The following is a 14,228-nucleotide window of genomic DNA, read 5'->3' on the forward strand; positions in this document are numbered from 1 at the left end:
CCCGCGATCGCGCCCCTCCCCCCACCTTGGATCAGCCGTGCACCTTGGCAGTCTCGCCCCCCAATTGGTCAATCTGTGGTCCCTGAGGCCGGACATCGTTGTCGATCCGGACACCGATCCCGAGGGCGCCCTCCTGCTGGAGACGCCCTGGGAGGATCTCCGGATCAAGGAGCCCAGCGCCGCCCTGCGCGAGGCCGTGCGCCGGATGCAGCTCGGCCCGTCGGCCATCCCCAACATCCTGGCCTCGGCGTCGGACGCGCCCGGCGGCGCGGAGAAGCTGCTGGACGAACTCCGGCCGCTGCAGCACCTGGTGGTGCGCACGCTGGCCGTCGGCGCGGTGCCGCTGCTGTCCGTGGTGCCGATCTCCGGGCATGCCCGGTTCACCCGGCTGAAGCCGCTGCTGGGCCGGGTCTGCAGGCTCTCCCGGTTCGCCGTGATCCGCTGTGCGCCGGGCGGCCTGTCCGTCGAGTCCTCGCTCGTCGACCACAAGGTCGAGCTGCACCACCCGGGCGTCATGGGGATGCTGGGCCGGATCGACGGCTCCGCGGACGACTTCGACGCGCCCCACCTTCCTGTGGTGGAGGCGGTCCGGTCGTATCTGGTCGCCGCCGGCGTGCTGGTGGTCGCGGACGAGTCCGCCGGGCACGGCGGCGCCGAGCCCGTCTTCGCGGAGGACCGCGACCCCGCGCTCACCGGCTGGTCGCCGGACGAGCTGATGGTGCACTCCGGCAGCCGCCGGGAGCGCTTCGGCCGCCCGCGCGGAGCCGCCTTCGCCCAGGTCGGCCGGATGCCCCCGCCGCCGGTGGTCAAGCCGCCGGCCGCGCCGGACCCGGGCCGCCCCGCGCACCGGATCACGCTCACCCGGCCCGACCTCGACGGACCGGCGGCCGCCGACCCGTCCCTCACCGCGGTGCTGGAGCCCGGCGCCCGGCCCGCCGTCGAGGACGGCGAGCTCTCGCTGGACCGGCTCGGCGCGCTGCTGTACCGGTCGGCCCGGGTGCGCTCCCTGCTGCCGCCGGCCGACTTCGATCCGGCCGGCTACCCGACGAGCGAGCGCCCGTACCTCAGCGTCGACGACAGTTACGCGCTGGAGGTCTACGTCCTGGCCGACGAGGGGGCGTCCTGTCTGCCGCCGGGCGCGTACCACTACCGGCCGCTCGACCACTGCCTGGAGCGGATGGGCGGCGATCCCGGCGCGGCGGCCGACCTGGCGGGCGCGGCGCGCAGCGGGGAGCCGGGCCCGGACGGGGAGCCGACCGTGCTCATCGCCATATCCGCCCGGTTCGCGCGCGCCGCCTACAAGTTCAGCGGCACGGCCTACAGCAACGTCCTCAAGGACGTGGGAGCGCTCCAGCAGACTTTGACGTTGGTGGCACGTGCCATGGGGCTGCAGTCGCGCGTCCTGCCGGTCGGTGACGCGGACGCCTTTCAGCGGGCCGTCGGTCTGGACTGGCGGGTGGAGTCCACTGTCGGAGACATGGTCATCTCGAGTCGTATACCGCTGAGTTGAGGGACTTGAGGGCCTGTCGGAAGACCGGTATGGTGCGCTTTCACCAGCTGGGACTCGGGGCGGGGGAGCGGTCGAGACGGCATGGAACCTATGGAATCCAACGATCGGCCGGCCGATGAGGCCGAGGCGACGGCAGCGCACCTCGCACCCAGGATCGCGGCGGGCATCACCACGGTCGTCCTGCTCGCCTTCGGGTTCGTGGCGGTCACCTATCTGACGGCCGCCCCGCACTCGGCGGCCCGGCTGGCCGTGGCGCTGGGGCTGCTCGGGCTGGTGCTGGCGCTGCAGTTCTTCATCTCCTTCCCGCGGCTGCTGCCGAGGGTGGCGCCCGGACTGGCTTCGCGGCTGGGCCGGCACCGGTGGTTCCTGCTGCTTCTGCAGGCGCTGCTGACCTATGTGCCCTTCTTGCAGTTCGGGCTGGCCTGGCTTCCGCTGCCCGGGCTGCTGGCGGGGTCGGCGCTGCTGGTGCTGCGCGACGCGCGTCAGGGGTGGACGGCGTTCGGCATGGTGGTCCTGAGCACGGACCTGCTGCAGTTCGGCATCGGGCTCGGCTGGCGGAACGTTTCTTACACGACCGTGTCCACGATCCTGACCGGGCTGGTGGTGTTCGGCCTGTCCCGGCTCACCGACCTGGTCTCCGAGGTGCACCGGTCCCGTGCCGAGCTGGCGCAGTTCGCGGTCACCCAGGAGCGGTTGCGCTTCGCCAGGGACCTGCACGACCTGCTCGGCTACAGCCTGTCCACGATCACCCTGAAGTGCGAGCTCGCCTACCGGCTGACGCCGGTGACCGCCGACCAGACCCGGCAGGAGATCTCCGAGGTCCTCGACATCTCCCGGCAGGCCCTCGCCGACGTCCGCGCGGTCGCCCACGGATACCGGGAGATGTCCCTGTGCGACGAGGTGCGCGCCGCCCAGGCGATGCTCTCGATGCTCGGGGTGCAGGCGAAGGTGAACGTGGCGTCCGAATCGCTGTCGACCGAGGTGGACACCGTGCTGGCCACGGTGTTCCGCGAGGGGCTGACCAACATCCTGCGCCACAGCGAGGTCAGGCGGTGCGAGATCGAGACCGGCCGCCGGGCCGGGGCGGTCTGGTTCCGGCTGGCCAACGACGGTGTGGCCCGCGCCGGGTCGGTCCAGGGCGCGGAGCAGGGGGGCGGCAGCGGCATCAAGAACCTGACGTTCCGGGTGGAACGCCTCGGCGGACGGCTCACGGCCGGCGCGGACGGCAACGGCTGGTTCGAACTCCGCCTGGAGATGCCCCTGGGCGGGGTCCCGGCGCCTCGGACGCCCGTACCGTCCTGACGGCGGAGCGCCACGGGGCGGGCTGCGCGGGACGGCTGTTACGGGGCGGGCCGCGCGGGACGGGGTGTTACGGGGGCGGGCCGCGGGGGACGGGTCACAGCCAGCCCGATTCGCGCGCGATCCTGATGGCGTCCACCCGGTTGCGGGCGCCCAGCTTGGTGACCGCGGTGGTCAGGTAGTTGCGCACGGTGCCGGTGGCGAGGTGGAGCTTCCTGGCTATCTGGGCCGCCTCCTCGCCCTGGGCCGCCAGCCGCAGCACCTCGACCTCGCGGGAGGTGAGCGCGCCCGGCTCGGTCTCCAGAGCGGCGAGGGCGAGCGTCGCGTCGAACGCGCGCTCGCCCCTGGCGATGGCCCGGATCGCGGCGGTCAGACGCTCCGGCTCGGCGTCCTTGGGCAGGAAGCCCTGGGCGTGGGCCGCCACCGCCCGGCGCAGGTGACCCGGCTGCCCCAGACCGGTGAGGATCAGCGTGCGGCACTCCGGGAGCGTGGTGTAGAGCGCGGACGCCACGGTGATCCCGTCCGTGCCCGGCAGGTCGATGTCCAGCACGGCGACGTCGGGCCGGCACTCCAGTGCGCGCGCCACGACCTCCGAGCCGTTCGACAGCTCCGCGACGACCTCAATGTCCCCTTCGAGGCTCAGCAGGGAGACAAGTGCCCTGCGCAGCATATGGAGATCCTCAGCCAGCAAGACTCTGATCACGTGGTCATTCAAGCATCGGAATCTGGCCGTGTACGCAAGTTTCCTCAGATGGCTTGTTCGATAAGTGCCGTGCTGTAGTTCGCCGCTGCACGGGTGATGTCGTAGCGCAGCGCCACATGACTCGTCGCCGTCGTGACGTCACGCCAGACGCGTTGCAGCTCACCCGAGCCGCTGAGTCCCGCCGTGCCCGTCGCGCGCACCAGCGCCGTGACGGCTTCGGCCGCCTGTTCGCCGGCGAACGAGGCATTCCGCTGATTGCGTGCCAAAAAGGTTGGCGTGAAAGTGCGGTCGTCGATCACGGCGGCGTTCTGCTCGACCAGATGACGTGCCGAGTCGATCCGCGCCGTCGCCCGGACCAGCTCGATCTGCACCGCTTCGGTGAGCCGCTTGCCCTTCAGCACGCGGACGGCGGCCGCCAGCGCACCCTGCGCGGCGCCCACGGCGGGGGCGGCGAACGTGGTGGCCCCGATCGCCTGGAAGGGGATGTTGTGCGCGGGCAGCGGGGACCAGCTGTTGACGCCGGTCTCCATCTCCGCGCGGGCGAAGGACAGATGGGCCGGCACGAACACGTCGTCGACCACCACGGTGTGGCTGCCGGTGGCCCGCATGCCGACGCAGTCCCAGGACTGCACCACGCCGAAGGTCCCCCGGGGCAGCGCGAAGAAGCGCGGCCCCGCGTCCTGCGCGGACACGTTCGCGCACAGCAGCACCCAGTCCGCGAAGTCGACGCCGCTGATGTACTGCCAGCGCCCGGAGAGCCGGTAGCCGTTCTCGGCCGGCTCCGCCGTGCCCGCCGGCACCAGGCCGGTGGCGATGAGGGCGTCGGCGCCCGAGCCCCACAGCTTCTCGTGCCCCTGCTCGGGCAGGTGCGCGGCGTAGCGGGAGGACGCGGCCAGCAGCGCGACGCACCAGCCGGTGGCGGCGCACGACGCCGACACCCGCAGCACGCCCTGCACGAAGTCGGCGACGGTCCCCTCGGTCCCGCCGTAGCGGGCGGAGACGAAGTGCCGCGCGAATCCGCTCGCGCGCAGGGCGGTGACGACGTCCGCGGACAGCCGTCCGGTGGCGTCGGCGGCCGCGGCGTGCCCGGCCGACAGGCCGGCCAGCTCGCCGGCCGCCGCCGACAGGTCGCGGGTGGAGAGGGTGGCGACGGTCATGAGTGGCTCCTCGGATGTGGGCGCGGGGTGTCAGCCGACCGTCTCGAACCGGATGTCGTGGCGCCCGGTCCCGGAGGCGGCGAAGCTCAGCAGCCGCTCCCCCTCCTCGGTCAGTTCGGCGACGTCCCGGCGTGCCAGGGGGACGAAGGGCTCGACGACCAGGGTGGCGGCGTCCTTGGCGCGGTCGATCCGCCACAGGCCCCGCACGAAGCCGTCGATCAGGAAGGTGGCACGGATGATGCCGTTGCTCGTGAAGACCCTCGGACGGTGCTCCGCCGCCATGATCCGTGCCCGGTCGGCGTGCGAGAGCAGGATGTTGTCGAACTCGGGCAGATACCGGGCGGGCAGTTCCCCGGACGGATCCGGCAACCGTGTCCCGGCCAGGTCGTACAGCACGGTCCCGGTCTCGTCCCGGTAGGTGCGCAGGGCCGGCCCGAGCCGGGTGAACGCCTCCTTCAGCCGGGTCAGGCCGGACCACTTCTGCATGTCCTTGACGCTCGCCGGGCCGAACGCGGCGAGGTAGCGCCGTACATAGGTGTCGAGGGAGGCGTCCGGATCGAGTCCGCGGCCCAGCCAGCGCTCGACGGTCGTGTGCGCGGCCGAGCCGCTGTGGCCCCAGAGCCCGCGCGGCGGGACCTGGACCAGCGGCACCAGGTTGCGCACGGTCTGGGCCAGCGCGTTGGCATCGTGCCCCGGCATGCGTTCTGCCATCAGCGCGCCCAGCTCGGCGAAGGTGAGCGTGCGCTCCTCGGCCAGCTCCGCGCCCAGCTTGGCGATCTCGTCGGTGTCCAGGCCGGCGACCTGCCGGCCGAACTGCCCCTTGACCGTGCGGGCCAGCATCTCGGCCAGCAGCGGACGCAGGGCGAGGCAGTCGTCGTCGGTGACGAGGTGGATCGTGGAGCGCATCAGGGCGATGCGCACCACCTTCCGCTCCCGGACCAAGGACGCCAGGTCCTCGACCGCGAAGTCCGCGAGCCGGGTCCACAAACCGATGTACGGCGGGTTGGGGGCCTGGGCCTGCAGCCCGGCCAGATGGGCGACGGCCCGGGCGGGGGACATCGTGGACCGCTCGGCGAGCAACTGGCGGTGGATCAACGCGCGGTTGAGCGCCTTCACGCTCAGGACCGGGCCTGCGGCGGTACTCATGGTCAGGACAACCTCACCAGCGCGGTGCCGGAGAGCCGGCCCTTCAGCAGATCGATCATGGCCTGCGGCAGCGCGGCGACGCCGCCCTCCACCACGGTGTGCGGGAAGGAGATCCGGCCCTCGGCGAGCCACGCGCCGAACTGCGTGTTCCAGTCCTCGATCTGCTGCGGGGTGTGCAGGGTGGCGAAGCCCTGGAAGGACAGCTCGCGCGGGATGAGGCTCTGCAGGTCCAGCCGGGGGCGGGCGTCCTCGCCGTGCTGTGCGGCCAGCGAGCCGCAGAGCGCGAAGCGGGCCCCGGGGGCGGCCGCCTGCACCGCGGCCTCGAACTGCTCGCCGCCGACGTTGTCGAAGAAGACGGTGATCCCGTCGGGGGCCAGCTCGCGCAGCCGGTCGACCACGGGACCGTCGTGGTAGTCGAAGGCCGCGTCGTAGCCGGCTTCCCGGACCAGGAAGTCGATCTTCTGCGGGGAGCCGGTGCTGCCGATGACCTTGGCCGCGCCGAGCGCCTTGGCGATGTGGGCGGCGAGGCAGCCGACGCCGGAGGTGGCGCCGGAGACGAACACCACGTCGCCCTCGCGCACCTTGGCGATCTCGGCGAGCCCGCGCCAGGCCGTCGGCCCGTTGGAGAGGAAGTACTCGCTGCCGGGCAGCAGTTCGGGGTCCCGCTTGAAGAACTGCCCCGCGTAGCCCACGACATGGTCACGCCAGCCGCTGAAGTGCTCGACGAGGTCGCCCACGGCCAGGTCGGGGCTCGCGGACTTCACCACGGTGCCGACCGTCCGGCCCCACATGGGCTGGCCCAGCTGGAACACGGGGATCGGGATGTCCAGCGAGGACTGCATCTGGTCGCGGTAGACGGTGCCGAGGGACATCCAGTCGTTGCGGACCACCACCTGACCCGGCTCCGGCTCGGCCAGCTCCGTCACGGCGACCTCGAAGTGGTCGAGGGACAGCTCGCCGTCCGGGTAGGAGACGAGCCGCACCTCCTGGCTCTTCGTCGGCGTCCCGTCGGACATGTCGTCAGCTCCTTGTGCGAGGGATCGAAGGATCGTGCTGTGCCGAGGGTGCGGAAGCGGTCTCGAAGGGAGGTCGCGCCCGGCTGGAGCGTCCGGGGCCGCGGACCGCACAGAGCCATGATCGACGCGGCAGGGCCTCGGCGCCGGCGTTTCACCGACGCTCCAGCCGCTCTGGATCGGCGGGGTGCACGGTGCGGTTCCCGCGAACCACCGGACCGTCGAAAGGGGTGCACCGTGTCGCAGACGCTGCAGCACTCGGAGCAGCACACCGGCCAGCACACCGAGCAGCACACGGATCTCTCCTCGGAGATCGCCGCCTACTACGCCCACCAGATGCCGCTGCTGGAGGGGCGCGACTTCGAGGCCTTCGTGCAGACCTTCACCGAGGACTGCTTCTTCGGCTACGAGGGGGCCTGGCAGCTGCGCAGCCGCCCCGCGCTGCTGGAGGGCGTGCGCGCGAACATCTCCCGCTACGGGACCAGCACCATCCGGCACTGGTTCGAGAACCGCCGTGCCGAGCCGCAGCCGGACGGCTCGACCCGGGTCACGGCCACCTGTCTGGTCAGCGTCACCGACGAGAACGGCGACGTGACGTTCGAGCCGAGCTGTGTCGTCACCGACGAGCTGGTGCGCACCGGGGAGGGGCTGCGCGCCAGGTCCCGGGTCATCCGCCACGACGTGCCCGACCCCGGCCGCTACTACGCCCGGCTCGCGGCACAGCACAGCTGACCGAGCCCTCACGACCCCCGCGACCGGCACGATTGGAGCAGAGAGAGCCATGACCACTCCCGCACTTCCCTCCCTCGAAGCCCGGGTGAAGCTGTACCGGATCGGCATGGGCTTCGCGGCCCTGCAGTTCGTCCAGGCCGCCGTCGACCTGAAGGTGGCCGACGCGCTGGACGACGAGCCGCTCGGCGCCGAGGAGCTGGCGAAGGCCGTCGACGCGGACCCCGACGCGCTCGGCCGGCTGCTGCGCGCGCTGTCCTGCCATGGGTTCTTCGAGGCCGTCGAGGACGGCCGGTTCCGCCACACCGAGCTGTCGCGGATGATCCGTCAGGACTCCGCCTGGGGCGCCCCGGACGTCATCCGCTTCGGGTGGCTGCATGTGCCGGTCTCGGTGCTGCACCACACCGCGGACGCCGTGCGCACCGGTGAGGCGGCCTTCCCCAAGGTCTTCGGCACCCAGGCGCAGAGCTACTTCGTCAACGACGACCCCGAGGCCGGCGCGATCTTCAACCGGGCGATGACCGCCAACACCATCCTGCTCAACAACGCCCCGGCCCTGGTGGCGGCGCTCGCCCCGCGACCCGGCGAGACGGTCATGGACGTGGGCGGCGGCCAGGGACAGCTGCTGCTGCAGCTGATGGAGGCGTATCCCGACATCCACGGGTTGCTGCTCGAGCTGGAGCAGGTGCTGCCGGGTGTCGACGAACGGCTGCGGGCGGGCGGCGCGCTGGCCGCACGCGCCGAACTGCTCTCCGGGGACTGCCGCGAGTCCGTGCCCGGCGGAGCGGACACCTATCTGTACAAGCACATGATGTACATGTGGGACGACGACACCGTCGTCGCCATCCTGCGCAACACCGCGCGGGCCGCCGCCTCCGGCGCCCGGGTGGTCGTCGTCGACATGCTGCTGGGCGGCGACAGCCCGTTCGAGGAGATCTGCACCGCCGTCGACCTGCTGATGGTGCTCATGGGCGGCGGGAAGCGGCGCAGCGTCGAGCAGTTCGCGGCGCTGTTCGAGCAGGCCGGCCTCGACTACCAGGGCGCGCGGAGCATCGAGGGCGACCAGTCGGTCCTGCTGACCGCGCTCGTCCCGTAGGAGAGCGCGGCGCCGGGACGTCGGGCGACTCCGGGGTCTGTGGGCGTCCCGGATCTCCGGGACGGCCGGATCGCAGCGGAGCAACAGGGGTGGGAACGCCGTGGGCGTCCCGCCCCTGACGCATGCCGGGGTGCGGGGGCCGCTTGAGGCGGGGTCCGCCGTGACGCGAGCGGGCTGACCGACCGTGGCGTGAACGGACCCCTGCCACCATTCGCAGACTTTCGGGAGACAGCCATGCCGCACCTGCTGCACATCGACTCCTCCGCCGTGTCCCGGGGTTCGGTCTCCCGGGAACTGGCCAAGACCTTCCGCCGGGCGTGGCAGAAGGAGAACCCGGACGGCGTCGTCACCTACCGGGACCTGGGCGCCGTGCCCGTGCCGCCGCTGACCGAGGCGGGCGTCACCGCCGGGTTCGTCCCGCCGGCCGCGCACGACGGCCACCAGCGCGCCGCCATGCTGCTGCGCGACGAACTCGTCGAGGAGCTGCTGGCCGCCGACACGCTGCTGGTGAGCACCCCGATGTACAACTGGTCGATTCCCTCCACGCTCAAGGCGTGGCTCGACCAGGTGCTGGTCAACGACCGCACGATCACCTTCGACGGCAGCCCCGGCCCGCTGGCCGGCCGTCCCGCGACCGTCGTCGCCAGCTACGGCGGCGGCTACAGCCCGGGCGCTCCCATGGAGAAGGCCAACCACTGCGGCCCGTACCTGCAGACCGTGTTCGGCACCGGTCTCGGCCTGGACGTCGAGATCATCGCCGCCCAGCTCTCGCTGGCCCCCCGGGTGCCCGCGATGGCCGCGCTCGTGCCGCTCGCCGAGCAGTCGCTGGCGCAGGCGCACCAGGCGGCCGAGAAGCGGGCCCGCGAGGTGTCCGCCGTGCCGGTGCGGTGATTGTCGAGTCAGTCACGAGCCAGACGCCGCATTCTCGTACAAACCAACCTGCATTGATCCAGGAGGCCATCGGTGTCCCGTCGCGCTGTGATCACCGGGCTCGGCGTCATTTCGCCAGGTGCCATAGGTGTCAAGGAATATTGGAGCCTACTTGCCGAGGGCAGGACGGCGACCAGGGCGATCTCCCACTTCGATCCCTCGGCCTTCCGTTCCCGCATCGCGGGCGAGGTCGACTTCCACCCGCTGAAGTCGGGGCTCACCCCGCAGGACGTGCGACGCCTCGACCGGGCCGCGCAGTTCGCCGTGGTCGCGGGCCGGGAAGCCGTCGCGGACGCGGGCCTGCAGTTCGACGTCATGGACCCCACCCGGGTCGGCGTCGCCCTCGGCTCCGCCGTCGGCTGCACCACCAGTCTGGAGCGTGAGTTCACCATCGGCAGCGACGGCGGCCGGCTCTGGGAGGTCGACCAGGGCTACACCGTCCCCCATCTGTACGACTACGTGAACCCCAGCTCGATGGCGGCCGAACTCGCCACGCAGACCGGCGCGGAGGGACCGGTCACCCTGGTCTCCACCGGCTGCACCTCCGGCATCGACTCGGTGGGCTACGCGGCCCGGCTGATCGAGGAGGGCAGCGCCGACGTCGTCGTCAGCGGAGGCACGGAGGCTCCGCTGTCGCCGATCACGGTGGTCTGCTTCGACGTGCTCCGCGCGAGCTCCACCCGCAACGACGACCCCGAGCACGCCTGCCGCCCCTTCGACAAGACCCGCGACGGCCTGGTGCTGGCCGAGGGCTGCGCGATCGTCGTCGTCGAGGAGCTCGAGCACGCTCGGGCCCGCGGCGCGCAGATCTACGGAGAGGTCGCCGGGTACGCCTCGCGCTGCAACGCGTACCACATGACCGGTCTGGAGTCCGAGGGCAAGGACATGGCCTCGGCCATCGAGGTGGCGATGGACGAGGCGCGGATCCTGCCCCCGTACATCGACTACATCAACGCGCACGGCTCGGGCACCAAGCAGAACGACCTGCACGAGACGGGCGCCTTCAAGCGCAGCCTCGGCGAGGACGCCTTCACCACGCCGATCAGCGGCTTCAAGTCGATGATCGGTCACTCGCTGGGCGCGATCGGCTCGCTGGAGATCGCCGGCTGCCTGCTCGCCATGCGCGAGGGGCTGATCCCGCCGACGGCCAACCTCAACGAACCCGACCCGCTGTGCGACCTGGACTACGTGCCGAACGTGGCCCGCGAGAAGCGGCTCAACACCGTGCTGACCGTCGGCAGCGGCTTCGGCGGCTTCCAGAGCGCGATGATCCTGCGAAACGTACGAGGAGCGAAGCGATGACCAGGCGAGCAGTGGTGACCGGAATCGGCATCGCGGCGCCCAACGGGCTGGGTCCGACGTCGTACTGGCGGGCGCTGATGGCCGGCCAGTCCGGCATCCGGCGGGTGACCAAGTTCGACATCTCGAAGTACCGCTGCAAACTCGGCGGTGAGATACCCGACTTCGTGCCCGACCGGCATCTGCAGGACCGGATCCTGCCGCAGTCCGACCACATCACCCGGTTGTCGCTGGTGGCCACGGACTGGGCGCTGCGCCAGGCCGGGGTGCGCAACGGCGACGTCCCGACCGACCAGATGGGCGTGGTCACGGCTGCCTCCGGCGGCGGTTACGAGTTCGGCCAGCGCGAGCTGGCCAAGCTGCACCACCAGGGCCCGGAGTACGTCAGCGCCTACCAGTCGTTCGCGTGGTTCTACGCGGTCAACACGGGCCAGATATCCATCCGGCACAAGATGCACGGGCCCGGCGCCGTGGTGATCAGCGAGCAGGCCGGCGGGATCGACGCGATCGGCCACGCCCGGCGGCAGCTGCGCGACGGCGCCAACCTGATGCTCACCGGAGGCATCGACAGCACGCTGTGCCCGTGGGCCTGGGTCGCCCATCAGGCCACCGGCCGGATCAGCCGCAGCTCGGACCCGACGCGGGCCTATCTGCCCTTCGACGAGCGCGCCGGCGGTTACGTCCCCGGCGAGGGCGGCGCGATCATGGTGCTGGAGACGCCGGAGAGCGCGAAGAAACGGCTCGGCACCACCGTCTTCGGCGAGATCGCCGGTTACGCCTCCACCTTCGACCCGGGCACCCCCGGCCGCCCGCCGGGCCTGCAGCGGGCCATCGAGATGGCCCTGGGCGACGCCGGCATGGACGCCGCGGACATCGACGTCGTCTTCGCCGACGCGGTGGGCGAGGCCGAACTGGACCAGGTCGAGGCGGAGGCCCTCAAGGAGGTCTTCGGGCCGCACGGCGTCCCGGTCGCCGCTCCCAAGACCATGACCGGACGGCTGTTCGCCGGCGGCGCCTCCCTCGACGTCGCGACGGCGCTGCTGTCGATGTTCTGGAGCGCCATCCCGCCCGCCGTCGGCGTCCGGGAGGCCGTGCCCGAGTACGAGATGGACCTCGTGGTCGGCGAGCCGCGGCAGGGCCCGATCCGGTCGGCGCTGATCGTCGCCCGCGGGCACGGCGGCTTCAACTCGGCGATGGTGGTGCGCCAGCTCCGCTGAGCGGCAGCAGCCGTCCGTCATCGTCATCGACATGTCGCAACGAAAGGGCATTCATGCTGACGTCAGTCGCCGAGTCGGCCGGGAGCGAGATACTCCCGGACGACCTCGAGGAGGCCGTCCAACGCAACGACCTGCGGACCCGCACCGAGGAGCTCGCCCGGCTCAAGGCGGTCATCCGCGAGGGACCGAGCGTGGAGGCGACCGCAGCCCAGCGCGCCAAGGGCAAACTCACCGTCAGGGAGCGCATCGAGCTGCTCTTCGACGAGGGGACGTTCCTCGAGATCGAGGCGTTCCGCAAGCACCGGGCGACCGCCTTCGGGCTGGCGAACAAACGCCCCCACACCGACGGGGTCGTCGTCGGCTGGGGGCTGGTCCACGGACAGAAGGTCTTCGCCTACGCGCACGACTTCCGGATGTTCGGCGGCGCTCTGGGCGAGGCCCACGCCGCGAAGATCCACAAGCTGATGGACATGGCCCTCGCCGCGGGCGCCCCGCTGGTCAGCCTGTGCGACGGGGCGGGGGCCCGCATCCAGGAGGGCGTCACGGCGCTCGCCGGCTACGGCGGGATCTTCCGCCGCAACGCCCAGGCGTCCGGCGTCATCCCGCAGATCAGCGTGATCCTCGGACCGTGCGCGGGCGGGGCCGCCTACTCGCCCGCGCTGACCGACTTCGTGTTCATGGTCCGTGACGTGGCCCAGATGTTCATCACCGGCCCGGACGTGGTCCAGGCCGTCACCGGTGAGCACATCAGCATGAACGGCCTCGGCGGGGCGGACGTCCACGCCGGCGTCTCCGGCGTCTCCTCGTTCGTCTACGACGACGAGTACGCCTGCATCGCCGACGTCCGGTACCTGCTGTCGCTGCTGCCCGCCAACAACCGGGCGCTGCCCCCGGTCGTCCCCTGCACGGACCCGGTGGACCGCAGGAACGACGCCCTGCTCGACCTCGTCCCGTCGTCGGCCAGCCAGGCCTACGACATCCTCAAGGTGATCGAGGAGATCGTCGACGACGGCGAGTACTTCGAGGTGCAGCCGAACTGGGCGGGCAACCTCGTGTGCGCCCTGGCCCGGATGGGCGGCCGGCTGGTCGGCGTGGTCGCCAACCAGCCCATGGTCTCGGCCGGCACTCTCGACATCGACGCGTCCGACAAGGGCGCGCGCTTCGTCCAGATGTGCGACTCGTTCAACATCCCGCTGGTCACCATGGTCGACGTGCCCGGCTTCCTGCCGGGCCGCGAGCAGGAGCACCAGGGGATCATCCGGCACGGGGCGAAGCTGCTCTACGCCTACTGCGTCGCCACCGTCCCGCGCATCCAGCTGATCCTGCGCAAGGCGTACGGCGGCGCCTGGATCGTCATGGACTCGCGGTCCATCGGAACCGACCTGTCCCTGGCCTGGCCCACCAACGAGATCGCGGTGATGGGCGCCGAGGGCGCGGCGAACGTCATCTTCCGCCGGGAGATCGCGGCGTCGGCCGATCCGCAGGAGACCCGGGAGCAGTGCATCCGGTCCTACCGCGAGGAGTTGATGCACCCCTACTACGCGGCCGAGCACGGGCTGGTCGACGACATCATCGACCCCGCCCACACCCGGGAGACCCTCGTCCGGGCGCTGGAGATGCTGGAGGGCAAACGTGCCTCCCTGGCGCCGCGCAAACACGGCAACCCCCCGATGTAGCCGTGACCGCGGACCCGTTGTTCACGATTCGCTCCGGACGGCCGACCGAGCAGGAGATCGCCGCCCTCACCGTCGCGCTGCTGACCCGCCTGCACCGGTCCGCCGCGGATCCGTCCGCGGTGGCCGACTGGGCACAGCGCCTCACCCCCGACGTGCCGGCCGTGGCCGGCCTGGCGGACTGGCCCGGCCCGGACCGGCCCGCGACGACCGTGTGGGGGCGCCGCTGCGGCACGGACGCTCCGCCGGCCAGGAGCGGCTGGGGGAACCCGTCCGGTGCGGACGCGCCGCCCGAGACCGGCTGGGGGAGCCGGTCCGGCACGGAGGCGCCCGGGACGGAGCAGCCCGGGACGGCCGGCCGGCCGGACCTGCCCTGAAGGCCGGACCTGCCCTGAAGGCCGGACCTGCCCTGAAGGCCGGGCCCCGCCCGACGGGCGGGGCCCGGCCTCGTCCCGT

13 protein-coding genes are annotated in these 14,228 nt (G+C 71.8%); 9 read left to right on the forward strand and 4 right to left on the reverse strand.

The window, feature by feature from the left end; translation table 11 throughout:
• The first annotated feature begins 37 nt into the window (after nt 1-37).
• A complete protein-coding gene (locus ACN6LD_RS37055; protein ID WP_319198226.1) occupies nt 38-1,510 on the forward strand; it encodes a SagB family peptide dehydrogenase in 1,473 nt (490 codons plus the stop codon).
• Nucleotides 1,511-1,600: 90 nt separating this feature from the next.
• Complete coding sequence (locus ACN6LD_RS37060) at nt 1,601-2,812, forward strand: sensor histidine kinase (RefSeq protein WP_319198224.1); 1,212 nt, start codon at nt 1,601-1,603, stop codon at nt 2,810-2,812.
• A 94-nt stretch (nt 2,813-2,906) separates the two neighbouring features.
• Here the strand turns inward: ACN6LD_RS37060 and ACN6LD_RS37065 are convergent, their stop codons facing one another.
• From ACN6LD_RS37065 to ACN6LD_RS37080, 4 genes are read right to left on the reverse strand one after another with little or no spacing between them, the layout of a single operon-like run.
• Complete coding sequence (locus ACN6LD_RS37065; RefSeq protein ID WP_445045443.1) at nt 2,907-3,512, reverse strand: response regulator transcription factor; 606 nt, start codon at nt 3,510-3,512, stop codon at nt 2,907-2,909.
• A 44-nt stretch (nt 3,513-3,556) separates the two neighbouring features.
• Entirely contained in the window at nt 3,557-4,669 is a 1,113-nt protein-coding gene (locus ACN6LD_RS37070; protein ID WP_319191090.1) for an acyl-CoA dehydrogenase family protein, read from the reverse strand.
• A gap of 30 nt (nt 4,670-4,699) precedes the next feature.
• The gene (locus ACN6LD_RS37075) at nt 4,700-5,815 is read right to left on the reverse strand and encodes a winged helix DNA-binding domain-containing protein (protein WP_445045444.1); all 1,116 of its coding nucleotides are present in this window, start codon (nt 5,813-5,815) and stop codon (nt 4,700-4,702) included.
• Nucleotides 5,816-5,817: 2 nt separating this feature from the next.
• Nucleotides 5,818-6,831: an MDR family NADP-dependent oxidoreductase gene (locus ACN6LD_RS37080; protein WP_266724869.1), complete on the reverse strand. Its 1,014-nt coding sequence runs from the start codon at nt 6,829-6,831 to the stop codon at nt 5,818-5,820.
• Between the two features lie 234 nt (nt 6,832-7,065).
• Here ACN6LD_RS37080 and ACN6LD_RS37085 point away from each other — a divergent pair, with 234 nt between their 5' ends.
• From ACN6LD_RS37085 to ACN6LD_RS37115, 7 genes are all read left to right on the forward strand, one after another.
• The gene (locus ACN6LD_RS37085; protein ID WP_319191085.1) at nt 7,066-7,560 is read left to right on the forward strand and encodes a nuclear transport factor 2 family protein; all 495 of its coding nucleotides are present in this window, start codon (nt 7,066-7,068) and stop codon (nt 7,558-7,560) included.
• Between the two features lie 49 nt (nt 7,561-7,609).
• Nucleotides 7,610-8,653: a methyltransferase gene (locus tag ACN6LD_RS37090; protein ID WP_445045445.1), complete on the forward strand. Its 1,044-nt coding sequence runs from the start codon at nt 7,610-7,612 to the stop codon at nt 8,651-8,653.
• Nucleotides 8,654-8,887: 234 nt separating this feature from the next.
• Nucleotides 8,888-9,544 carry an FMN-dependent NADH-azoreductase gene (locus tag ACN6LD_RS37095; RefSeq protein WP_319191081.1) on the forward strand — a complete coding sequence of 219 codons (657 nt, stop codon included), beginning with the start codon at nt 8,888-8,890 and terminating at the stop codon, nt 9,542-9,544.
• A 72-nt stretch (nt 9,545-9,616) separates the two neighbouring features.
• Entirely contained in the window at nt 9,617-10,885 is a 1,269-nt protein-coding gene (locus ACN6LD_RS37100; protein ID WP_319191079.1) for a beta-ketoacyl-[acyl-carrier-protein] synthase family protein, read from the forward strand.
• The gene (locus tag ACN6LD_RS37105) at nt 10,882-12,099 is read left to right on the forward strand and encodes a ketosynthase chain-length factor (RefSeq protein ID WP_319191077.1); all 1,218 of its coding nucleotides are present in this window, start codon (nt 10,882-10,884) and stop codon (nt 12,097-12,099) included. Before ACN6LD_RS37100 ends, ACN6LD_RS37105 begins: the two co-directional genes overlap by 4 nt.
• Nucleotides 12,100-12,152: 53 nt before the next feature.
• Nucleotides 12,153-13,775, forward strand: coding sequence for an acyl-CoA carboxylase subunit beta (locus ACN6LD_RS37110; RefSeq protein ID WP_445045446.1), 1,623 nt, complete (start codon nt 12,153-12,155; stop codon nt 13,773-13,775).
• Nucleotides 13,776-13,777: 2 nt separating this feature from the next.
• Nucleotides 13,778-14,149, forward strand: coding sequence for an acyl-CoA carboxylase epsilon subunit (locus ACN6LD_RS37115; protein ID WP_445045447.1), 372 nt, complete (start codon nt 13,778-13,780; stop codon nt 14,147-14,149).
• Nucleotides 14,150-14,228 lie beyond the last annotated feature (79 nt).

The sequence above is a fragment of the Streptomyces sp. SAS_272 genome (assembly GCF_052543235.1).

What these genes read in the sequence shown, in the direction of transcription:
- ACN6LD_RS37060 (WP_319198224.1), top strand. Translation starts at nt 1,601, where the DNA reads ATGGAATCCAACGATCGGCCGGCCGATGAGGCCGAGGCGACGGCAGCG.
- ACN6LD_RS37070 (WP_319191090.1), bottom strand. Translation starts at nt 4,669, where the DNA reads ATGACCGTCGCCACCCTCTCCACCCGCGACCTGTCGGCGGCGGCCGGC.
- ACN6LD_RS37075 (WP_445045444.1), bottom strand. Translation starts at nt 5,815, where the DNA reads ATGAGTACCGCCGCAGGCCCGGTCCTGAGCGTGAAGGCGCTCAACCGC.
- ACN6LD_RS37080 (WP_266724869.1), bottom strand. Translation starts at nt 6,831, where the DNA reads ATGTCCGACGGGACGCCGACGAAGAGCCAGGAGGTGCGGCTCGTCTCC.
- ACN6LD_RS37090 (WP_445045445.1), top strand. Translation starts at nt 7,610, where the DNA reads ATGACCACTCCCGCACTTCCCTCCCTCGAAGCCCGGGTGAAGCTGTAC.
- ACN6LD_RS37095 (WP_319191081.1), top strand. Translation starts at nt 8,888, where the DNA reads ATGCCGCACCTGCTGCACATCGACTCCTCCGCCGTGTCCCGGGGTTCG.
- ACN6LD_RS37105 (WP_319191077.1), top strand. Translation starts at nt 10,882, where the DNA reads ATGACCAGGCGAGCAGTGGTGACCGGAATCGGCATCGCGGCGCCCAAC.
- ACN6LD_RS37110 (WP_445045446.1), top strand. Translation starts at nt 12,153, where the DNA reads ATGCTGACGTCAGTCGCCGAGTCGGCCGGGAGCGAGATACTCCCGGAC.